Here is a 21,867-nt window from a genome sequence, read left to right as displayed (position 1 = left end):
TGGATTTCCGGCCGAAGATAACCAATTGGGTACTTCGTTCCGGGATTATTTCCGCTTTCGCTCACGGGCTTCTTCCTTGCGTTGGGCCTGGCGGATTTTGGAGATGCGGTCGCGGTAAATACCGCTCAACTTGCCAATGGCCTGCATGGCAGCTGTGGTGACCGAGTACTCGTTTGCGTGGCGGTTGTTGTAGAGCGTATTGAACCGCCCGAAGCGCCTCCGTTCTTCGGTGCGTTCCTTTTCCAATAACCTAATCTCACTGTAGAGGCGTTTCCTTTCGATGGAAGCGGATATGCGTTCGGAGCGCATGTCCGATATCTGTTGGTTGTGGTAGGTCACCTGCTGTTCATTTTCCGCCATCAGTTTCCCCAGCTGTTCCTTGTATAGCTGATCTTCGCCCATGTCATACTGGCTCAGCTTTTTCAGGTTACGAACGATGTCGAGGTTGGTCTTGAGCAGTTCGCGGGTGGCTTTTCCATCTTCCTTGATACGTTCTTTTTGGTTGAGGATGGAGGCATACAATTGCTCTCGCACATTGTTGCTGAGATAGGCACCGTAGAGTTTGAGGTAGCTCAGGCTGTCTGAAAGCGCCTTCAGTTCATCTTCTCGCTGGAACGAAAAATGTTTGCGCAGGTCGGTGCGTGCTTCAATGAGTGCTACGATGTGGTCGCGGTCTTTATCGAGCTGGTTCCGGTCGCGCTGCATGAATGTGTAGAGCTCGGGAATTTTCACGCGGATCAGGGTGCTGTCTTCGCGAACGATCGAGCTGGCCGTATCGTGGTTGAGGTAGATACTTTGCAGCAGCTGGTCGCGCTCGGCCAGCTGATCCGGGGTGGGTTCTTTGCGGTTGTGGCGGGTCTGGTCGAGCCGCAGTTTGCGCACCGCTTTGTTTTCTGCCGCGAGGGCATCCCTCATTTTTCTGTGCTGTTCGCCACCGCGGTCGAGGTTAGCGATGTGGCGGCTCAGGGCGCGCATGAGTCCTTTATCGAGCCGGATTTGTTCGTTAAGCAGCTCGTTGGACGATTTGAACAGATCGCGGTTTTTATCGCGGTACGATTTGAGTTCTTCGCGGCAATCGGTGCGGTAAGACATATAATATTGCTTGGCCAGCTTCAGGCGCACGATGGCGGTATCGTAGGTTGCGATCGGATCTGCACCCGACACATCTTCCATCACCCCTGCTGCATCCCGACCCAATTCAGTCGCATGTTTGTAAAGCCCTTCCGCCATCACGCGATTGTTGAATGGATTAAAGGCATGCGCCTGCAGTGCAGGGATAATGGCGCCTTTGCGATGATCAGCCAGGCGCAGGAGGCTGTCGTTCGGTTCGCATGTAGCCGGCGGAAATGCGTTGGGGGTGGCAAAGAAAAATGATAGGCTGTCATGCTCCCACGCACGCATGGGCACGGGTGGATTGAGCAGTTGCCATTCACAGATGGAGGGCAGGTGGTCTTCGGCGAATACTTTGGGATCGGTAAGAAAATACAGATCAACAGGTGCCTTTTCAAAGTGTGACCTGGGTGGCAGTTCAACTCCAAGGGTGATGAGCAAGCGTGGGATAAGTCCTTTGCGCCGATCGGAAATATAGCCGGCACTCCAGGTGGGGTCTACGAGTCGCCATGTACCATTCACCTGCACGACGTTCCATGCATGGTCATCGCGGATGAAATGGTCGCCGGGTTCGTAATTGCTACCCTTGTCGTACCCCACCACCACTTCTGTCTTTATGCCGGAGGCCTCACAGAGCGCTTTGAATAATTCCGCATAACCGAGGCAAACGGCCTTGCGGCGAATCAGCAGCCGACCCGGGGGTATACGCTTTCTCTTGTTTCTGGCATACGCCCGCACGTTGTAGCTTATGTGGCTTCTCACCCAATGAAAGATGGCTCTTACTTTGGCCTCATCATCATCATAGGGTGAAGTCAGGTAATTGGAAAGTTTTTTAACGGAAAGAGAGGCGCCCAGCGGTACCTTGGAAGCGTGACCATCAATTGGGGTGTAATCAGGCACCTGGGCCCGGGCCACACCTGACAAAGACAAGGCAATTATATAAGTAATGATCCGGATCCTCATGCCATCACTGCCAGGTGATAATGATACGAAAATAAATCAGGGGGCGAATGCATGGCCATCGGAAATCGAATGCTTTTTCGGGCATAGATACAATACTGGCAATAGTTTCAACAGATACGCTAAAATGGAATACTAAAGTTAGTTCTACTTTTGTTTGAAACGTATGATAATACCTTATACATTTGTACCGTTGATTGCTTCACAGACAGTGAGTACTCACCTGATTAAATCTATTAAATTTCGCTCTTTATATTCTGTTTTCAGAGAAAAATATGTCGCGTCGACGGTTCTAGGCTCACTCCTCAAAGCACACTACACACACTTGAGACTCTACACCAAAGCTTGCCTCGGCGTGACATTTTAAAAAGGCTACCTCTCCGGTAGCCTTTTTTGTTTTCTACCCTCCACATTTGCCTCCACATTTGTTTTGGCTTTTAAAGAATCTGCGGAATGTACAAGCGCAAGAATGACATTAAGGCCAAATATTTCAACACAATCTTGTAACAATACCCAAACAATCACCCTTCACTCGAATTGAAAACCATATTTTCCCGATGCGCGGAATACTAAAAAAGAGGGATGATGCGGTTTGTGCTGGCTTTTGCGCAGATATACATTTGCACGCGTTCGGACCAGCCATCCGTACATTCCGCGTCTATTAGTAGTAAGTAAGTCTAATCCCCAAAAATTGTTGTAATGAAACACAATTACACGAAAGTACTATCCATCGCATTGCTTTTGTTTGCCGGCAGTGTGCAAGCCCAGGTGATCCGCAAGGCCCCTGCGGTTGAAAGAGCGATCAGCAAGACTGATCTGGTGAATGAGCAAACACAAGATGTGCAAAACGCCACAGCAGGTATTCAGGCATTCGGTGACACAATCACAGGCATGTACTGGGATTTTGCAAGCGGCTTCCCCTCCGGATAGATGATGGAAAACACCGATGGCTCAGGCAACGACTGGGAATATTCCACCGACTCGGCCATCTCTTGTGTATATGTGAACCAGTTTGCATTCAAATCTACCACTGCATCCAATGGCTACATGCTATTCTTCGGCAACAAATATAACGCCGATGTTGCATGCGCCAACGCATTGGGTGATACCCCATGGGATGCTTTCTTCCAAACCTCAGCCCTGGATCTTTCCGGCGAGAGTTCTGTGATTCTGAAATTCCAACATGCTTACCGCTGGTGCTGCCAGCTCACTTCACGTTTGGCCGTGGAGGTTAGCAACGACAGCACTTCATGGACAGAGTTTCCGGTAAGTGATGTAGGCGTAAATGCCTCCAGCCCCAACCCGGTGTTGGCACAAGTAAACATTTCCGCCGTGGCTGCAGGTCAATCCAAAGTCTGGATTCGTTTCCACCTGATCAACACAGCCCACTATTACTGGACCGTTGATGATGTTGCCCTGACCCAAGGTGCGGCGAATGACGTTCAGCTGTCCAACACAGCTGCCGACTTCAACTACACTTACGGTGGTTATTATTCACAAATGCCGTTGCGTCAGGCTTCCACTTCCAGCATCGCTTTCCGCGGTGAAGTATTCAACAACGGTTCCGCTACCCAAACCAATGTTACACTTGATGTGGACATCCAAAAAAGCGGCTCCAGCGTTTACAGCCAAACCAGCCCCGGCATCTCTTTGGATCCTAACGTAACCGATACCTTGGAGATCACCAATGCCTTCTCTCCCGGTGCCACCGCAGCAGATACAGGTGAATACACCATCAATTACACGGTACAGCAAACAGAATCAGAAGAAAATCCGGGCGACAACAGCTCATCCAGCACATTCATGGTGACTGACACCGTATTTGCACGCGACAACGGTGTTCTGAACAATGCCTTTGGTCCGGACAATTACCTGTGCTGTGTTGCAGATGGTTCTGAAGTAGGTCTTATCTTCGAATTCTCAGCAGATGACCTGGCCCGCTCCATTACGTTTTACGTTGCCAATACGACCAACATAGGTTCAGGACTGTCGATCTTCGCCAACCTTTACAAGATTTCCGCATCTGGTGATTTCAGTTCATCGCCCGTGGCCCAATCGGATCTGCGCGATATCGACAGCACTGACCTGGGTAAATGGATCACTGTACCGTTCGCTACCCCCGGCGACGTAATGATGGACAGCACCTATGTTGCTTCTATCGCGGTCTTCGGTCTTGACAACGGTTCTTTCCTGCGCCTCGGTGACGACCTGACAACCAATCAGCCGGACCCGAATATCGCACCGACCACATTCATTTCTACCGGAACCACATGGTACTGGATCACCAACTCACCGTTGCTGCGCCTAAACACCACAACCACCGTTGGCACGGATGAAATTTCCAAGAAATACAACCTGACCTACTACCCCAACCCAACCAACGATCAGGTTCACCTGTTCGCCACCAACCTGGGCAACCAGAAAGTGACCATCTCTGTGATGGACTTGTTGGGCAACCAGTTGTTCTCCAAAGAGGTGACCACCCAAAACGGCACCGTCAGCGAAGACATCTCACTGGCCAATCAGGCAGAAGGTATTTACCTGATGCGTATGCAAGGTCAGGATTGGGAAAAAACCATGAAAGTAACCAAGGTCAGATAAGAAACCCTTTAGGTTAGGGTAGCAGCAAGGCACCGGTTGCACCACCGATTCTACCCAAGCTGTGTTTGCAGAACATCAAACCAAGTTTAGCCTTGTTGCAAAAAAAAGCGGCTCTTCAATGAAGAGCCGCTTTTTTTATAGGGATTCCTGCATGATCTTAACCATTGGCACACGCCGGATCTTGCCTTCAATCCATTGCCTCAGATCAAAATAAATGAGGATGACGTTCATGTCGTGGTGATCGCTGAGTGCGTCAATTTTGTCGCGGATGCTCTTCAGCGTATCCTTGACTTCAGTTGGCTTGGTGGTCTCAAACATCAGCTTCAGGCTGTTAACCAGCATCACCGTCACATTGTTATCCAACGGTAACTTCACAAACTGCCTGTAAGCAGAACGCAGCAGATACGGGAACAACGATTCATTGTCGAGTTCATAGTGCAACACCAACCTGAGCAGATGGCAAGCCACTACAAAATCCGAGCGGATGTGGGTGATGGTTTCATTGAAGATCTTGTTCAGCCAAACCAGGCTGGTCTTATAATCCTCTGCAAGGAAGTGCAAGATGGAAATATTGAACCACCACACCGTAAGGCTTTGCGTATTCATTCGCCTTTTGTAGAGGTTCAATCCCCTTTCCACTTCCGGCAGAATGGCCAGTCCGCTCTTCACGTCACCCACAGTGGTATAAACGGTCATCTGGTACGAAAGGCCCGATTCAAAGATCAGCACCTGCAATGAAACCGAATGACGCACCTGCTTCACCCAGGTATGCAGGTTGTTCACCTTTTCAGACAACTTCAGGATTTCCTTAAACCGCTTCTGATGGAACATCATCAGCATGTGGTTGGTACAGGAAATGATATAGTTTCTGGCGCCAAGCTCAATCTGGTCCGGATGGGCATGCATCAGATCAATCACATCCTGGCTGGCCTGAAACGCCTTGTCGACTTCTTTGCGCGACAGGTAGTAATAGCTCAATCCGGCATGCAACTGATACCTGGCATAAAAACACAGGTTGTCTCCCGGCTTGGTGGTAAGCAGCTTTACGCTATCCCGGATGATCGGTTCGGATTCATCCACTCCTTCAAATCCGCCTTTCAGATAGATATCATACATCATCTGTCTGGCAAACCGGTAGCGATTGGCCTCAGACAAATGACGAATGCCTTCACCCACCTCATCCAAAATTTCAATCTGCTGTTTCCGGAACTTATGCACGTTCAGGTAACGGCTGCTGGTGCTAACCTCCCATGTGTTGATCTCCGCCACATACTGGTACAACTCATACCGCTGCGCCTTCTTCCTGGCCCGTTCGAGATGCGACCTGCATTGCTTGTAGAGTCCTTTATTAAAGAGAATCTCGATGCGTGTCATCAGGCTGCGCATGCCGGTCTCAATACTGTCGTAGTATGACTCGAGGCTTTTCAGGATGAGGTTGTAGAGGTAGTTCTTCGCCACCGAGAACTGGTTCACCATCGGATCACCGGCAAATGCTTTCAGCAACTCTTCCTCCTCATAGGACTTTTGCTTGTCGATCAATTTGTACAGCCGCTCGTACTTCTTATTTCCCGACTGCATCGAACTGTACATCATGAAGTACCGCTTTTCGTTACCGGAAAGCGACTTAATCAAATCGAAAAGATCACTAGACTTTGCCATGCTACACCAGATTGAATCCCAATAATAGCATTTATTTAACAAATGGGATACTAAGTTCAAAACTTTCCGTGGCAGAAATTTTCGAATTCATGATAAATCGGAGCTTCCCTGACATCCGGCATGGTCCCGAATATGGTGGTATTTATGAATTAGAGAGGGCAATGAATAAGGCCCGGGAGATGTCCATTTCATCACTACCAAAATCCAAACAAATAAATTCTTCTGACCCTAAAACGGACACGCTGAACCAACCCATTTAACCTTGAATCAAACTCCCATCCGCTTCTATTTCGATTCATTCACAAGTTTCTTGAATGAAACTGTTTGCACTGAAACACAGCCCACCAAGACATATACTTGAAATATGATCCAAATCATTTTTTACAGATCGCTGCTTCGCGATCATTGTACTAAGTTATGATCTCAAAAACGTACCCAACAAATGATCACACGTTATAAATATCTGGCCATAGCAATCGGGTTGTTCTGTTGTTTCCCGCACGACGTAGCCGCCCAGGATGGGGCTGCCATCTTCAAGCAGAATTGTGGTGCCTGCCATATGCTGGGCCAAAGACTTGTCGGACCGGATCTGATTGGCGTCAATGAACGGAGGTCGCAAGACTGGCTCCTTAAGTTTATTAAATCATCCCAATCCGTGATTAAATCAGGTGATCCTGACGCCAGTGATTTGTTTGCCAAATTTAACCAAACAATCATGCCCGATCAATCCCAACTGGGGGATGATCAGATCAAATCGATCCTGGCCTACATATCGGAAGAAACCCAGGCGCGTCAGGTGGTGGTCAGTGCTGTGGAACCCCCTGGTGAAGCAGTACCGGCCCCACCCATTGAATATTCCGATCTGGATATCGCTGAAGGTCGATTGCTTTTCCTCGGCAACAAAAGCCTGTCCCAAGGTGGACCCGCGTGTATCTCATGCCATAACATCAACAACAATGACCTTGTAAGCGGTGGGCTTCTTGCCAAAGACCTGACCAATGTGTACACCCGGTTAGGCGATGCGGGAATAGCAGGTATTCTTGGCGCCCCCCCATTTCCTCCCATGACCACTGCATATACCAATAAAGCACTGGACAGTTTGGAAATTGTTGAACTGACCGCCTTCCTGAAACATGCCGATGATATCAGTCCGGATCAAGAGGTAAAAACAGGCGCCAACATTTTCCTTGTTGGCGGAACCAGCGGGCTGATTCTATTGCTTCTTTTGATCTCCTTCATTTGGAGAAAGAGATTAAGAAAATCTGTTAAGCAGGACATTTACCAGAGACAAATTAAATCTGTATAACCATGAGTTGGATAGTAGACATCATCTCGCCAAAGACCCGGAAATGGGAAGAATTTTATCGAAACAGATGGCAATACGACAAAGTCATTCGCAGTACCCATGGCGTAAACTGCACGGGTGGATGTTCTTGGAACATTCACGTCAAGGATGGCATCGTTGTGTGGGAGATGCAGGCACTTGATTATCCCCTTCTGGAAAATGGACTTCCGCCTTATGAACCCAGGGGATGTCAAAGGGGTATCTCATACTCATGGTACCTGTACAGCCCCATACGTGTCAAATATCCACTCCTGAGAGGTGCCTTGCTGGACATCTTCAGGGAGGAAAAGAAAAAAGCCAACGGTGACCCGGTGAAGGCGTGGGAGAACATACAGAATGACCCTGAAAAGAGGAAACGTTACCAGCGGGCCAGAGGTAAAGGTGGGTTCAGAAGAGTCCATTGGGAAGATGTACTGGAGTTGATCGCTGCCTCCAATCTCTACACGGTCAAAAAATACGGACCGGATCGCCTGATTGGATTTTCTCCCATTCCGGCCATGTCCATGTTAAGTTACGCCTCGGGTGCCCGCTACCTGCAACTGATGGGAGGTGTGAATCTCAGCTTTTACGACTGGTATTGCGATCTTCCGAATGCATTCCCTGAAGTATGGGGCGAACAAACCGACGTTTGCGAAAGCGCCGACTGGTACAACTCCAAGTTCTGTGTCTCAATGGGTGCAAATTTGGGAATGACACGAACCCCGGATATTCATTTCTTTTCAGAAGCCCGGCATAACGGAACAAAAACGGTGGTTATGTCTCCGGACTTCAGCATGGTGGCCAAACACGCTGACCAATGGATTCCTTGCCATGCCGGATCCGACGGTGCTTTCTGGATGGCAGTGACCCACGTTATCCTGAAAGAGTGGCACGTGGATAAGAAAACAGACTACTTCATTGACTATGTCAAAAGGTACACGGATTCAACTTTCCTGGTAGAACTGGAAAAACAAGGGGACCATTACGTTCCGGGTAAACTGGTGCGGGCGAATCAGATCAAAACATTCCAGGGAATCACCAATGGGGAATGGAAATTCCTGTGTCTGGATGAAGCAACCGGTGCGTTTGTTACGCCCAAAGGTACCGTCGGCTACCGTTGGGATGAAGAAAAAGGCAAATGGAATCTGAAATACGAGAATGGTACCGATGACAAAACTTATGATCCCGTGCTTACTTTGCTGGGAAATAGTGACGCAGTTTGCCAGGTTGAATATGAAGAATTTGGGCTGAAGAAAAAAGCACTGCGGGGCGTTCCGGTTAAACACATCGAAACCGTTGACGGAAAAAAGATAGCAGCCGCAACCGTATATGACATCACCATGGCCCACTATGGAGTGGGTCGTGGATTACCCGGTGACTACCCGGGCAACTATGACGACAAAGACGCAGCCTACACACCTGCCTGGCAAGAGATCTTTACCGGTATAGGGCGAAAAACGGTGATAAAATTTGCCCGGGAATGGGCAGGTACCGCGGAAACGACACAAGGCAAGTGCATGGTGATAGTGGGTGCTGCCATCAACCACTGGTTCCACGGGAACCTGATGTATCGCGCCTCAATCATGGCACAGATGCTTACCGGTTGCAATGGTAAAAACGGTGGCGGAATGAACCACTATGTAGGACAGGAAAAACTTGCTCCGGTGGATTCATGGGGAACCGTCATGTCCGGCAAGGACTGGCAAGGCGCCAATCGGTTTCAGCAAGCCCCCATCTGGCATTATATCCATTCAGATCAATGGCGCTATGACAACAACCAGAAATTATACAACAGCGTACCGGAAAACGCCAACGAACTGGCCCATCAACACACTGCAGACTGGGTGGTTAAATCTGTTCGGAACGGCTGGATGCCCTTTTATCCCCAGTTCAACAAAAGCAACCTGGATATTGTCAAGGAAGCACGAGCCCAGGGTGCCAGGGATGAAAAAGAGGTTGTTGATCATGTGGTTCAAAAACTAAAATCCAAAGAATTGTTACACTCGGTGGTGGATCCCGATGATCCCGTGAACTTCCCGAGGGTATGGTTTATCTGGAGGGGAAATGCCCTGATGTCAAGTGCCAAAGGTCATGAATACATGCTGAATCACTATCTGGGCACACATCACAATGACATAGCGGATGAAGTGGCCGGCGAGTCGGTTCAGGATATCATCTACAGAGAAAGCGCTCCTTCCGGCAAAATGGATCTGGTCATTGACATCAATTTCCGAATGGATACGTCGGCCCTGTACTCCGATGTCGTTCTCCCAACCGCATCCTGGTATGAGAAAGCGGATTTGAACAGCACCGATTTACATTCCTTTATTCATCCCTTATCAGAAGCCGTCCCTCCGGTGTGGGAGGCCAAAACCGACTGGCAGATCTTTCAGGCCATTGCCAAAAAAGTGAGCGAGATGGCCAAGAGTTATTTACCCGAGCCTGTAACGGACCTTGTTAATCTACCCCTGTCTCACGATTCAGCCGATGAAATCACCCAACCCAAATTATTGGATTGGAGCAAGGGAGAATGTGAACCCATCCCGGGAAAGACCATGCACAAGATGAAATTGGTTGACCGGGACTACAAACTCATCTATCAAAAATACATTTCGCTTGGTGACGGAGTAGCAAAAAACGGCCTGGGTGCGCACGGCAATCATTACATGTGCGATGACGTGTATGAAGAAATGCTGCAACGCCGCAACCACATCCAGGAAATTGACGGCAAAGAGTACCCATCGCTCAGGGAAGATGTGGAAGCCGCCAACGCTGTGCTTTCCTTATCCACCCTTACCAACGGTAAACTAAACTTCCGGGCCTACCAGAACATGGAAAAGAAAACCGGTTTGGTTTTGGCCGACCTGGGAGAAGGATTGAAAGATGTACGAACAGATTACAAAGACCTCCAGGCACAACCCCGTCGCTACAACACATCACCTGTATGGTCGGGCCTTATGAATAACGGCAGGGCCTATGCCGCATATACCTACAATGTAGACAGGCTGGTGCCCTGGAGGACCTTGACAGGCAGGCAACATTTCTACCTGGATCACGAGGGATACATCATGTTCGGTGAACATCTTCCCACCTATAAGCCCTCTCCGACGCCGGAGGTATATGGTGATCTCCGGAAAACCGTGAACGATGGAAAAGCAAGAATGCTGAACTGCCTTACACCTCACGGTAAATGGCACATTCACTCCACATACGGAGATACACTCCGGATGCTTACACTGTCCAGAGGCATGGAACCATGCTGGATCAATGAAGTGGATGCATCGGAACTCGGCATCAAGGACAATGACTGGGTTGAGGTTTATAATGACCACGGAGTGTATTGTACCCGGGCGTGTGTCAGTGCCCGCATACCTAAAGGAGTATGTATTGTATACCACTCACCGGAACGGACTTACTCCGTACCCAAATCACAGGTAAGAGGCAACCGCCGGGCCGGAGGTCATAACAGCTTTACACGTGTTCACCTGAAACCGAATCTTTTGGTGGGTGGATACGGCCAGTTCAGTTACCACTTTAACTACTGGGGGCCGGTAGGTGCCAACCGGGATACGCATGTACTTGTAAGAAGAATGGATAAAGTTGAATTCTAATCATAACATTTAATAACAGTCCCATGGATATCAGATCGCAAGTCTCAATGGTGTTTCATCTCGATAAGTGTATCGGGTGTCACACATGTTCCATTGCCTGCAAGAACATATGGACCGACAGGAAGGGGGCAGAATATATGTGGTGGAACAATGTGGAGACCAAACCAGGAACAGGTTACCCCACCAAATGGGAAGACCAGGAAATATACCAGGGAGGATGGGTGAAAAACGGTGACACCGTATCGTTGAAGGGTGCCGGAAAACTAAAGGGCCTGAAAAACATCTTCCACAACCCTCACATGCCGGTACTTGACGACTATTATGAGCCCTGGACATACAAATATTCCGATCTGTTTGACGCACCGGAGGGAGATGATCAACCCACGGCAAGACCTGTGTCCCTGGTAACCGGAAAACCGGTGGACGTGCAGTCGGGCCCCAACTGGGATGATGACCTGAGCGGGTCGCCGGATTACGCAAGAAATGACGTGAACTTCAAGGACCTGAGCGGGCCGGAACAGGAAAGTCTCTTCCAATTGGAGCGAATGACCTTTCATTACCTTCCCCGTATCTGCAATCACTGCCTGAATCCGGCCTGCGTGGGTTCTTGTCCGTCCGGCGCTTTGTACAAAAGAGGAGAAGACGGAGTGGTTCTGATCAACCAGGAACGTTGCCGTGCGTGGAGGATGTGTGTAACCGCCTGCCCTTACAAAAAAAGCTACTACAACTGGAATACGGGTAAGTCGGAGAAATGCATCCTATGCTACCCTCGCCTGGAATCCGGTCAGGCGCCGGCATGCATGCATTCTTGTGTAGGTCGCATCCGCTACCTGGGCGTGATGTTGTACGATGCGGATAAAATTCATGAGGTCGCATCTTGTGATGAGAAGGACCTTGTTGACAAACAAATGGCCATTTATTTGGATCCTTTTAGTGAGGAGGTCATCAGGGAAGCAAGAAAAAACGGAATCGCGGATTCTACCATTCGTGCCGCGCAACAATCGCCGGTTTACAAATTCGTAAAGAAATGGAAAATCGCATTGCCATTACACCCCGAATTCCGTACCATTCCCAATCTGTTCTACGTGCCACCGATGCTACCGGCAATGGCGAGCGTGGATAGTGACGGTATTTACGATTCCACCACCAAATCTCTTTGGGCAGGAATCGACCAGTACCGGTTACCGATGAAATACCTCGCATCGCTTTTCACTGCGGGCAATGAAGAAAAAATCAAAGCGGTATTGAGGAAATTGCTGGCCGTAAAAATTCATCGGAGAAACGAAACCGTAGGTGACCTACCCAAAGAAGAAGTAGAAGAAGCATTGGCCCAGGGCAACACAGACCCCAAGGAAGCAGACAGCATTTTCAGACTCACCTCCCTTGCCACGTTTGATGAGCGCTTTGTAATACCTGCAGCTCATCGGGAAGAATCCCTGGAAATGATAGAGGCGACGGCTGATGCAAAAGGTGAAACAGGGTTCGGCTTTAAAATACGACCGGCCCGCGGACTATGATAAAACATGAAACCGACCGACTATACACATTACCGTGCATTTGCAGATGTATTCAGGTATCCTTCGGAAAGCTTTCCGGAGGAAATCCTCAGGTGTAGAAATGTGCTGAAGGACCGATACCCCAAAGTACTTGAATGCTTCGACACATTCGCACAATGGGCGGCAAATACTCCTTTGAACGAGCTGGAGGAAGTATACACCAAAACCTTTCACATTCAAGCAATCTGTTACCTGGACCTGGGGTTCGTCATTTTCGGTGAAGATTACAAAAGGGGATCATTTCTGGTAAACATGAAGAATGAACAGGAGGCAGCCAAAAACGACTGTGGAAATGAGCTACCGGACAACCTGGTGAATGTACTAACCCTGATCCCCCTCGTACATGATTATGCCTTTCGGGATGAACTGGTAGGCCTGATCATTATACCGGCACTGGAAAAGATGCTGGGTGAATTCAGTACGGCAAGGATGGAATTGCGGACAAAAATGCTCAAAAAAAAGCACCATGCCGTTTTACAGGAATCCCAAAGAAACGGCAATGTTTATCAATTTGCCATTCGCGCCCTTCTGGACATATTCCGGCAGGACTTTGAACATGTTCTTAAAGAAAACACAAACACCTTTCAATCACCGGAGGTACTCCACCAGCCAGTAGCAAGTACCTGCGGCACCTGTTCATTTACTTCACATAGACCCATTAAAACCGAAAAGCCATGACGTTGCTATCAACCTATCTACATGACGCTATACTCAGTTTTGTATTTCTCGTCATACTGGTCATCGTATACGCTTCCGCCAATGCCATTCTGAAAGCGAGGCGCACGATCACTGATTTTGGAACAGCTGCACAACCTTCAAAGACTGACTATCCGGGAGTTTTCCTCATCATGGCCGGCGCAGCAATTTCAGCGGTATATCTCCTGTGGTATGGATTGACCAACAACATCGGGATGCTGAATTACATTCTCTTTGCCATATTTCCCTATCTGTCATTGGTCATATTTCTGATAGGTTCAGTATATCGATACCGCAACAGGGGCTTCCAAGTATCCTCACTTTCATCAGAGTTTCTTGAAAGGAAAAAATTGTTCTGGGGCAGTCAACCTTTTCACTGGGGCCTGCTGGTGTTGTTTTTCGGTCACCTGATTGCATTTCTGTTTCCTTCCTCCGTCCTTGCATGGAACGGATCACCAGTGAGGTTGGTGATCCTTGAAACAACCGCATTTGTATTCGGATTATCAGCACTTATCGGCCTGGTATTGCTGATTAAAAGACGTCTTGGCAGCGATCGTGTTCTTGTGGTGACAAATAAAATGGACATGCTGGTTTATGTCACCCTGCTTACACAGATCATTTCGGGACTTGGCGTTGCCTATTTCAATCGATGGGGTTCATCATGGTTTGCCGCCGTGCTCACACCCTATCTGCGATCGGTATTGGCATTCAATCCCGACATCAACGCGGTGAGTGTAATGCCGTGGTCGGTTCAGATACACATCTTTTCTGCGTTCTTCATCATTGCCATTATTCCCTTCACCCGGTTCATTCACTTCCTGGTCGCTCCCATCGACTATATCTGGAGAAGGTATCAACTGGTGATATGGAACTGGAGCCGGAAATCCATTCGTAACTCGAGCAGCTATTACTTTGGCAAGAAGTCGGGAAACCACTGAAGAATACTCCTTACCCGGGAAGATGAATTTGTTTGAATAAATGCAGAGCGTTTTAAAAATTGCCACGAAGGCGCAAAGACACATTGGCCCGTCATAAAATGAGCTATGAATACATGCTTTGGATCTTGGTGCCTTCGTGTCTTCGTGGCAAAAACAATAACGGCATGGCCAAAAGAACAGGGCCATCGCCTTTATATAGTGGAGCTTCCGAGTTAAACCGAAATTCAGCAGGGGAAAGCATCATTGCATGGGGTGAGGTCGCTTAGATGGGACCTCACTCATTTTTTATGCTATAGCTTAGCGTTTGAAGGTCTTTGATGAGCAACCAGTTCTTTCCATAATCTATCAAACCGGTATCCTTCAGCTCCTTCAGGCGCTTCCTCAGGTAGTTGATGGAGATGCCCATTATTTTAGCCAACTCCTTCGTACTATACCTAAGGGTGATGTTACGAAGCGTTTCCACTTGCCTTTCTTCTATCTCGGTTTGCGCCAAGGATGCAAGTGTCTCTGTCAACCTCAGGTCAACGGATTTATGCAAGATGTTTTTGGTTCTGACTTCGATCAGCCCTATCCGGGCGCACAGCATTTTGATTAGCTCATGCCTTACTTCCGGATGACGATCCATCAGCTCGGAAAACACCTCTTTTGAAAGGAATACCGCCCGACACCCCTGCGTTCCGGCGAACGCGGAACAAGCATATTTCTTCTCATTCCGGAAAAAAGATGTGAGACCAACCAATTCGCTGGTCAGGAACAAAAAGATGTTGTTGCCTTTTTCGTCGTGTCTGAAAATCCTGACATTCTGCCCCATCACGTAGTACACGCCCCTCATGGGATCCCCCTCCATGAAAAGAGGTTGCCCAGGTTCATATGTTTGGGTTGTCAGGAGATGATCACCTGACATGAATTTTTCCAAAACAGATACCAGTATTGATGATAACAACATGCCTGCAGGGTATATAAAGTGTTAGCGTTGAACAACCCATTCTAGGTGATCAAATATAACCCGGTGCTTATGGACAGGCTATGACCGGCATCATATAGGCTTATGATACCAGGCTGCGATGAGAAAAGGAAGCAGGATACAGAACCCGTCAATCACACAGGTTGGCAAGTCTGAGCAGGTTAGGTATATCCACAAGTTCTATCCGTTTGCCATTCAGCAGGAGGACATGCTTTTTGTTAAGCTCGGACAAGGTTCGGATGGTCGTCTCGGTGGTCACACCGGCCAGATCTCCAATCTCCCTTCGCGTGAGAATGACGTCTAGGGTCTTCCCGTCTTCCTTCAGACCGAATTTCTCTTTTAGGATCAGGAGTGCTTCCGCTATACGTTCAACAACCGGCTTCTGAGTGATGTGGATTAATTTCTTCTCGGATTCCCTGAGATCTTTGGCGAGCATACGTATCACCTTCAAAGAAAATTCTGTGTTGTTCTCAAGCACCTCCAGAAACTTACTCCTTGGAATGTAACATATGATACTATCTTCCATAGCCGTAGCGGTGGCATTAAAAGGCTCACCACCCAACAACGAACGATAACCGAGTACATCTCCTTCCTTTGCAAATCTCACTATCTGTTCCCGGGCTTCCTCTCCCAACTTATGTACTTTTACCTTTCCCTGGTAGATACAATACAATCCATGGCCGCGATTGCCTTCATAAAAGATCACCTGTCCTTTTTTATAGAAATTATCGCCTCTTTCTTCCGATAATTTGTCCAGCTCCTTATCGGATAAATCACAAAAGAGCATGTTATGACAATGTCCCGGACAGTTTTTACATTCAGGAAGGTCTATTGGGCTTTTGGAACGCATAGTTTTGTATGTATAGATGCTTCTTCAATTTTCAGGAACCTTGCAAAAGCAATTCTTTTCTCTCACCCGCCTCCTTGTATAGCTTCATCTCTTTTCCTCCGGAAGGAAGAATAGCGGGCACGACGCTGGACGTTCCGTTTTCATCAATCGCAACGAAAGTAAAAATCGCCTCATTGGTCTTCATTTTCTTCGCTTTGCTTCGGTTCTCCGACCACACCTCCACCAGTACTTCCATGGAAGTATTGAATGCCCGGGTCAAACTGGCCTGAATGGTGACAACATCCCCCACCTGAATTGACTTTTTAAAATACATGTGAGCGATGGATGCCGTAACGGCCTCCTTTCCGGAATGGCGCTGGGCCGCAATCTCACCGGCAATATCCATCCAATCCAACAATTTACCTCCACGAAGATGGCCCAATGTATTGGCATGGTTTGGCAATACGATCTCACACATGACCGTGCGCGAATCCCTGACTTTCTTGGCTTTTATCATTTGTTGATCTTTCAATCTACATTCCGTCGGTTATCACCCTCCAATGGCAACCATGCTCCGGTTCTGGGTTATCCTTTCCGGATCCGACATATCCTTCAGGGAATTCATTCCTCCCCTCTGCCAGGCTTTCGATCTGATATTTTGCAGAATAAGGGGTGTAACATCACGCCCCTCTCTCATCGGAGTTAGCAAATCGGTTTCGCCATTGGAAAACAGACAGTTTTTCAGCTTGCCGTCTGCAGTAAGCCGAATCCGATTACAATCACTGCAAAACGGATGCGTCACAGACCCGATAATACCGAACGTACCCATGTACCCGTTCACGGTGAAGCAACGCGCAGTTTCATTGGGATTTGCCTGCAAACGGGTGATGTTGTCAGCACCATAGCGAGCAGTCAGCACTTCCATGATCTCGTCATATCCGAATCCCTGGGCCCAAGTCCACTTGTTTCCCCGGAAGGGCATGAACTCAATGAAGCGTACATGCAATGATGTGTTTCGTGTTAATTCCACAAAGTCGGTCAGTTCATCATCATTCACCCCTTTCATCACCACCATGTTCAGTTTCAGGTGAAAGCTCCCATCCTGTAGCAGCTTAACGTTATCTAGGATGCGCCGAAAATAGTTCCTGTGGCTGATCCGCACCTGCCGTTCTTCAACAAGGGAGTCGAGGCTCACATTCACCGACCGAATACCGGCAGCCTTAAATGTATCGACGAACCTATCGACAAGGATACCGTTGGTTGTTACTGCCAGTTCAACAGGTAACGCGCCCAGGGCTTTGATGATCCCGTGGGCATCATTTCTGACCAAGGGTTCTCCTCCGGTAAGACGTATCTTATCAACACCAAGTGCGATGAATTTTTTCGCCATGGCAATCACTTCCTCTGCTTGCATCAACGAGGATCTTTGGGCAAGATCAATACCTTCCTCCGGCATGCAATAAAAACACCGGAGATTGCAGCGGTCCGTAAGAGATATTCTCAGGTAGTTATGGCGTCTTCCGAACGAATCAATCAGCAACGGATCGGAACTTTGCCCCAACCGATGTCTCCCGGAGTCGCCGGCATCGCTTGCATTATCTTGATGTAGGTCCAATTTCACCCCTGATTATGGCATTGAATTCTTCCGTTGTAAGAAGTTGGTGCGCCAACGGAAACAGGATATGATCTTCCCTGTATATGTGCAACCTCAACATCTCGATCAACTCGCGGGCACTGTTAAATGCAGTATCATACACAAACATTCGCGAGCGCTCATCCGGTAGCCTGGCAGCCAGGCCCAGCATATTGAATGCCAATGCTCCCAATTGGATGAACTTGATATGATCATCCTCCATCATATCCACAGCTGTACGCGGAATCGGGCCTTCACCATGTTCATCGGATTCCATCAGCTTTTTGTGAAGCAGTGGAAACAACTGGTGTTCTTCCCGCTGGTTGTGATCCAGGATGTGGTGATCGAAATAGTGAAAGAATTCGGAGAACACCTCATTGATTTCCTGCGTCAACCCATAATGGTTCTCCTTAAAACCCGCCAACGCTTGTTCAAACCGATCAATTTTTTCAATTCCCTTCTTGTGTTCATCCATGAAGTTCTGCAGAACCTTATGCATCTGATCATAGCTCACACCCTCTATCACAGCACCGTCGTATGCTTCAGGGGGATCCATGGGTGAATGTTCTTCCATTTCAAGATCCTTTTCCGCATTCCGCCGGATGGGATCCGATTTGCGCAAATCACCTTCAGGCTTTTTATTTCCCGGCACCAAACGTTTTCCGGTTTTTCTGTCTACTACATCCATGGTCGATATATTTTAGTGTAAATAACGGCGAGAAGGCATTGTAGAAAAATGACGTGCGTCATACATAAATGTGACATTCAACGGAAGGATGCATCGGCCATATATAGCTTATCACCCATATTACATAGCAACACCATACCATTCAAAGAAAATATACTCTTCTCCTTCAAAAGGGTGATTGATGCGCCTTATCATAAATAAAGGTCGTATCGGTTAGCGCCTTGAGAAAACTCACAAGATCCTTTTCCTCCTGCTGGGTCAACTCAAGTTCAAGTCCCCGCATCGGCTTGGTCATGATCGGATCAAGGGTTGCCGAAGGTTGCACATCAAGGTTATAGTGGTGCACCACTTCTTCCAAACTACCGAACCTGCCGTCATGCATATAGGGAGCCGTAAGTTCAATATTCCGGAGTGTAGGTGTTTTGAATTTCCCCATATCCTCGGGGTTCCCGGTCACGTTATACCGTCCTCTTCCTTCTCCGGCATACACCGTTTCCAATCCTATGTTGTGAAAGTCGTTATCTGAAAAGAACGGCGTCGAATGGCAATGAAAGCAATCTCCTTTCTCCGTGAAAAATATACTAAGTCCACTGAGCTCACTGGCATTCAGCAAACCATCCCCCCTGCGCCACCTGTCGTACCTGCTGTTGCCAGAAATCAGGGTTCGGATAAACTGGGCCATGGCCAACTCCGCTTTTCGCGCCGTGATCTCATCACTGGCAAAAGCCTTCCTAAACATTTCTCTGTACGTTTTATCCTGTTGGAGCACTTGCATGTCCGACTGAAAAAACGTTTCCACTTCAAAGCGCATGATATCCTCTATACTTCCGGCCACTTTCCCATCCCATAGGAAATTCTTGTTCCAGCCCAGATTCACATGGGGCAAAACAGCTGTTCCGGTGGTATTCACTGTAAATGATACTTCCTGCACATGACAGGAAGCACATGAGAAACCTTGATTGGGGCCATTGAGGGAAAGATCGGGATCATAGTAAAGCCTCCTGCCTAGCTCCACACCCTCTTTGGTCATGGGGTTATCTCCCGGAACAACCATTGGAGGAAACCTGGGGGGAATGATCAGCTCATACGGTGTGGTTACATATTCCTCATCGCCATCATCACCTTCCTTCCTGCTGCATGCCGAAACAACCACAATCGCAGCTGCGGCACAACAGGTACACAACATCCGTGGACAACGACGCTTTTTCATTTATTTGAATGCAAAAGCATTTGTTCCATTGTTGATCAACTCCAACATCCGGACCTGATCGCCCATGGTATAATTCACCTGATTGAGATCAAGCCGAGTGGGGTTACCAAACCATTCGTTCACATTCATGACCAGATCCAGGCGCTGGTTTTGGAACCTCACGGTTAGGGTGGTATCCAGATATACCGACCCCAAACAGGCATTCGTACCTACATGCAGGGCATAACCGGCCACTGCATTTGCACTATCCAGGAAATGTCCTTCCAATTTGAGAAAGTGATACCCTCCACCCATGGGTTCGGGCCAGGCCATGTTGATGTTCTCCATATTGCCTGGCAGTCCGCCGGTTTTGTTGGAATCCGGAACCAGGCCGATATGAAACGATATCTTGTTATAGTCGCCCACGGGAATGTTTTCCATAACCCATTGGCACGTGGAGGAACGAAAGGCATTCACGTAATGTACCTTCCCATCCGTATAGCTATCAATTCCATCACCGGTCAGGGTGATCCCAGAAACATAGTACTCCAGTTTGGAAACACTGTATTGGTTTCCCGCGGCATTCATATAAACAATGGAATCGGCAAACAATTCCTGTTGGTCAACCTGATGAACGATTCCAAACCGAATGGAGCCCGTTTCGGGAAAAACCGGATGCCGATGACAGGAAGAAAGAAGAAGCAGGGTTACCCAGGCCGGCAAGGCAATACGGATACCGGCCCGGGTGATGCCAGTGGCGGACATCATGAAACCCAATTTTGTCATATCAAATCATTGTTTAACAAATACAGGCTTGAATGTAAACATGAGGTAAGCCCAGTTGTTGACGGCATCCTTGCTTCCGCCTTTCAGTGCTTCCATGGATTTCGTGGCAAGCATCTGGGAGTACCCGGCCTGAAATATCAGTTCTTCCGAAACCTTGTATTGCATACTCAGATCAACCTCCGTACCCAGGGATGCAGACATGGCCTCATATTTTCCTGTTTTGGTCAGCTTTTCGTTGTCCAGTATATCAGCTGCCGAAGAAAACAAATGCACATCCACACCGGCCGAACATTTCTTTTCTTTATAGGCAAGCCTTACATATGCATCCTGCAAACCCACGGTATTCAAATGACTGCCCACATAGAAGTAATCCATAAAACCATTGAACTTGTGGTTGGTACCGTAAAGGGGATTGAACGAGTGATTGTCTTTGTTGGCCGTATCCACCTGACTGGTGCCTGACAGCAATTCATAACCGGCCCCAAGCATCCAGCGCTCGGTGGCATTGTAGTTCAGAGACGCACCCGCTTCATATGCACCCAACTGCTTGTCGGCACCATCTCTGCCCATCTGATAAAACAAATTGGCAGCCGCCTCGCACTTATTTTTTTTGTACGACAGATGGGTTCCTGCTGTCTGACTGTATTTGACACTGTATTCTTTTACTCCGGCTGTATCCGTGGTGGAATACTGCAATCCGTTATTCAGTACAAGAACACTAACCCCCATTGTTTTTAGGTCCCTATGAAACCAGGCATATTGCATGGCTTTATAGTTACCCGTCATTGCGTATACATTTGAGTTCAGCATGGTGGCGTCCTGGTTAAATGCCACACCAACATCAAGCACACACAAACTGTCTTTGTACCGCAATTTCGCGAGATCGTGACTTCGTGCCTGCTGGGTCCACCCGACATTGCCGAATATCCGGTGATCATCGTAAATCAATTCCTGCCTGCCCACCTTCAGCGAAAGGTGTTTATTGCACAATATTTCTCCCCATGCCTCATGAATGGAACTAAATGCATCCGACTTATTGAGTTGAGCTGTACTACCCCAAACCCGCACATCCTGAAGCACAAGCCCGGCCTTGTATGTATCAGAAGCATAATCAAACTTCAACCTGGACCGCTGCTCGGTCCAGAATGCAACATCCTGGTCCTTGGTTGACAATGTTTTGTAGCCATGCAGGTATTCGGTGCGTGGTCTGATTTCACCCGACAAAACAAATTGTGCCGAGGCTGGGGTTGTTTGGAAAGCTGCCATGGCTATTATAGCCACCGTGGCAACGTGAGTAACTTTTTTCATGTCAATATGAATTGG

The 21,867-nt window shown here is 48.2% G+C and carries 17 protein-coding genes; 7 read left to right on the top strand and 10 right to left on the bottom strand.

Annotation, left to right across the window (positions count from 1 at the left end; genetic code table 11):
- Positions 1 to 45 precede the first annotated feature (45 nt).
- Positions 46 to 2,073 (bottom strand): hypothetical protein, encoded by a 2,028-nt coding sequence (locus tag H6585_03135; GenBank protein ID MCB9447322.1) that lies wholly within the window; start codon positions 2,071 to 2,073, stop codon positions 46 to 48.
- A gap of 696 nt (positions 2,074 to 2,769) precedes the next feature.
- Here H6585_03135 and H6585_03130 point away from each other — a divergent pair.
- Both H6585_03130 and H6585_03125 read left to right on the top strand, forming a co-directional pair.
- The gene (locus H6585_03130; protein ID MCB9447321.1) at positions 2,770 to 3,000 is read left to right on the top strand and encodes a hypothetical protein; all 231 of its coding nucleotides are present in this window, start codon (positions 2,770 to 2,772) and stop codon (positions 2,998 to 3,000) included.
- The gene (locus tag H6585_03125; GenBank protein ID MCB9447320.1) at positions 3,001 to 4,671 is read left to right on the top strand and encodes a T9SS type A sorting domain-containing protein; all 1,671 of its coding nucleotides are present in this window, start codon (positions 3,001 to 3,003) and stop codon (positions 4,669 to 4,671) included.
- A 135-nt stretch (positions 4,672 to 4,806) separates the two neighbouring features.
- Here the strand turns inward: H6585_03125 and H6585_03120 are convergent, their stop codons facing one another.
- Positions 4,807 to 6,330, bottom strand: coding sequence for a hypothetical protein (locus H6585_03120; GenBank protein MCB9447319.1), 1,524 nt, complete (start codon positions 6,328 to 6,330; stop codon positions 4,807 to 4,809).
- A gap of 442 nt (positions 6,331 to 6,772) precedes the next feature.
- On the opposite strand from H6585_03120, the gene H6585_03115 reads away from it, so the two are divergent.
- From H6585_03115 to narI, 5 genes are read left to right on the top strand one after another with little or no spacing between them, the layout of a single operon-like run.
- Positions 6,773 to 7,636 carry a cytochrome c gene (locus H6585_03115; GenBank protein MCB9447318.1) on the top strand — a complete coding sequence of 288 codons (864 nt, stop codon included), beginning with the start codon at positions 6,773 to 6,775 and terminating at the stop codon, positions 7,634 to 7,636.
- Between the two features lie 2 nt (positions 7,637 to 7,638).
- On the top strand, positions 7,639 to 11,265 hold the full coding sequence (locus H6585_03110) for a nitrate reductase subunit alpha (protein ID MCB9447317.1): 3,627 nt from the start codon (positions 7,639 to 7,641) through the stop codon (positions 11,263 to 11,265).
- A gap of 23 nt (positions 11,266 to 11,288) precedes the next feature.
- Positions 11,289 to 12,782, top strand: a complete 1,494-nt coding sequence (gene narH / locus H6585_03105; protein ID MCB9447316.1) for a nitrate reductase subunit beta — start codon at positions 11,289 to 11,291, stop codon at positions 12,780 to 12,782.
- A 6-nt stretch (positions 12,783 to 12,788) separates the two neighbouring features.
- A complete protein-coding gene (locus tag H6585_03100; protein MCB9447315.1) occupies positions 12,789 to 13,499 on the top strand; it encodes a hypothetical protein in 711 nt (236 codons plus the stop codon).
- Positions 13,496 to 14,455, top strand: a complete 960-nt coding sequence (gene narI / locus H6585_03095) for a respiratory nitrate reductase subunit gamma (GenBank protein MCB9447314.1) — start codon at positions 13,496 to 13,498, stop codon at positions 14,453 to 14,455. The genes H6585_03100 and narI overlap by 4 nt, the downstream gene beginning before the upstream one ends.
- A 274-nt stretch (positions 14,456 to 14,729) precedes the next feature.
- Here the strand turns inward: narI and H6585_03090 are convergent, their stop codons facing one another.
- From H6585_03090 to H6585_03055, 8 genes are all read right to left on the bottom strand, one after another.
- Positions 14,730 to 15,302, bottom strand: coding sequence for a Crp/Fnr family transcriptional regulator (locus H6585_03090; GenBank protein MCB9447313.1), 573 nt, complete (start codon positions 15,300 to 15,302; stop codon positions 14,730 to 14,732).
- Positions 15,303 to 15,549: 247 nt separating this feature from the next.
- Positions 15,550 to 16,206, bottom strand: a complete 657-nt coding sequence (locus H6585_03085) for a Crp/Fnr family transcriptional regulator (GenBank protein ID MCB9447312.1) — start codon at positions 16,204 to 16,206, stop codon at positions 15,550 to 15,552.
- A 94-nt stretch (positions 16,207 to 16,300) separates the two neighbouring features.
- Entirely contained in the window at positions 16,301 to 16,765 is a 465-nt protein-coding gene (locus H6585_03080) for an acyl-CoA thioesterase (protein ID MCB9447311.1), read from the bottom strand.
- A 33-nt stretch (positions 16,766 to 16,798) separates the two neighbouring features.
- Complete coding sequence (gene moaA / locus H6585_03075; GenBank protein ID MCB9447310.1) at positions 16,799 to 17,809, bottom strand: GTP 3',8-cyclase MoaA; 1,011 nt, start codon at positions 17,807 to 17,809, stop codon at positions 16,799 to 16,801.
- Between the two features lie 34 nt (positions 17,810 to 17,843).
- Positions 17,844 to 18,569 carry a hemerythrin domain-containing protein gene (locus tag H6585_03070; protein MCB9447309.1) on the bottom strand — a complete coding sequence of 242 codons (726 nt, stop codon included), beginning with the start codon at positions 18,567 to 18,569 and terminating at the stop codon, positions 17,844 to 17,846.
- A 166-nt stretch (positions 18,570 to 18,735) separates the two neighbouring features.
- Positions 18,736 to 19,755 carry a cytochrome-c peroxidase gene (locus H6585_03065; GenBank protein ID MCB9447308.1) on the bottom strand — a complete coding sequence of 340 codons (1,020 nt, stop codon included), beginning with the start codon at positions 19,753 to 19,755 and terminating at the stop codon, positions 18,736 to 18,738.
- Between the two features lie 24 nt (positions 19,756 to 19,779).
- The gene (locus H6585_03060; protein ID MCB9447307.1) at positions 19,780 to 20,526 is read right to left on the bottom strand and encodes a hypothetical protein; all 747 of its coding nucleotides are present in this window, start codon (positions 20,524 to 20,526) and stop codon (positions 19,780 to 19,782) included.
- Between the two features lie 24 nt (positions 20,527 to 20,550).
- The gene (locus H6585_03055; GenBank protein ID MCB9447306.1) at positions 20,551 to 21,852 is read right to left on the bottom strand and encodes a hypothetical protein; all 1,302 of its coding nucleotides are present in this window, start codon (positions 21,850 to 21,852) and stop codon (positions 20,551 to 20,553) included.
- Positions 21,853 to 21,867 lie beyond the last annotated feature (15 nt).

The sequence above is a fragment of the Flavobacteriales bacterium genome, from assembly GCA_020635855.1.
GTDB lineage: Bacteria > Bacteroidota > Bacteroidia > JACJYZ01 > JACJYZ01 > JACJYZ01.
The sequence above is the reverse complement of the archived record's forward strand: the minus strand, read 5'-3'. Positions and strand labels throughout refer to the sequence as shown.

Excerpts from the sequence above, each read along its gene's own strand:
- H6585_03135 (MCB9447322.1), bottom strand. The coding sequence starts at position 2,073 with ATGAGGATCCGGATCATTACTTATATAATTGCCTTGTCTTTGTCAGGT.
- H6585_03130 (MCB9447321.1), top strand. The coding sequence starts at position 2,770 with ATGAAACACAATTACACGAAAGTACTATCCATCGCATTGCTTTTGTTT.
- H6585_03125 (MCB9447320.1), top strand. The coding sequence starts at position 3,001 with ATGATGGAAAACACCGATGGCTCAGGCAACGACTGGGAATATTCCACC.
- H6585_03120 (MCB9447319.1), bottom strand. The coding sequence starts at position 6,330 with ATGGCAAAGTCTAGTGATCTTTTCGATTTGATTAAGTCGCTTTCCGGT.
- H6585_03115 (MCB9447318.1), top strand. The coding sequence starts at position 6,773 with ATGATCACACGTTATAAATATCTGGCCATAGCAATCGGGTTGTTCTGT.
- H6585_03110 (MCB9447317.1), top strand. The coding sequence starts at position 7,639 with ATGAGTTGGATAGTAGACATCATCTCGCCAAAGACCCGGAAATGGGAA.
- narH (MCB9447316.1), top strand. The coding sequence starts at position 11,289 with ATGGATATCAGATCGCAAGTCTCAATGGTGTTTCATCTCGATAAGTGT.
- H6585_03100 (MCB9447315.1), top strand. The coding sequence starts at position 12,789 with ATGAAACCGACCGACTATACACATTACCGTGCATTTGCAGATGTATTC.
- narI (MCB9447314.1), top strand. The coding sequence starts at position 13,496 with ATGACGTTGCTATCAACCTATCTACATGACGCTATACTCAGTTTTGTA.
- H6585_03090 (MCB9447313.1), bottom strand. The coding sequence starts at position 15,302 with ATGGAGGGGGATCCCATGAGGGGCGTGTACTACGTGATGGGGCAGAAT.
- H6585_03085 (MCB9447312.1), bottom strand. The coding sequence starts at position 16,206 with ATGCTCTTTTGTGATTTATCCGATAAGGAGCTGGACAAATTATCGGAA.
- H6585_03080 (MCB9447311.1), bottom strand. The coding sequence starts at position 16,765 with ATGATAAAAGCCAAGAAAGTCAGGGATTCGCGCACGGTCATGTGTGAG.
- H6585_03070 (MCB9447309.1), bottom strand. The coding sequence starts at position 18,569 with ATGGATGTAGTAGACAGAAAAACCGGAAAACGTTTGGTGCCGGGAAAT.
- H6585_03065 (MCB9447308.1), bottom strand. The coding sequence starts at position 19,755 with ATGTTGTGTACCTGTTGTGCCGCAGCTGCGATTGTGGTTGTTTCGGCA.
- H6585_03060 (MCB9447307.1), bottom strand. The coding sequence starts at position 20,526 with ATGATGTCCGCCACTGGCATCACCCGGGCCGGTATCCGTATTGCCTTG.
- H6585_03055 (MCB9447306.1), bottom strand. The coding sequence starts at position 21,852 with ATGAAAAAAGTTACTCACGTTGCCACGGTGGCTATAATAGCCATGGCA.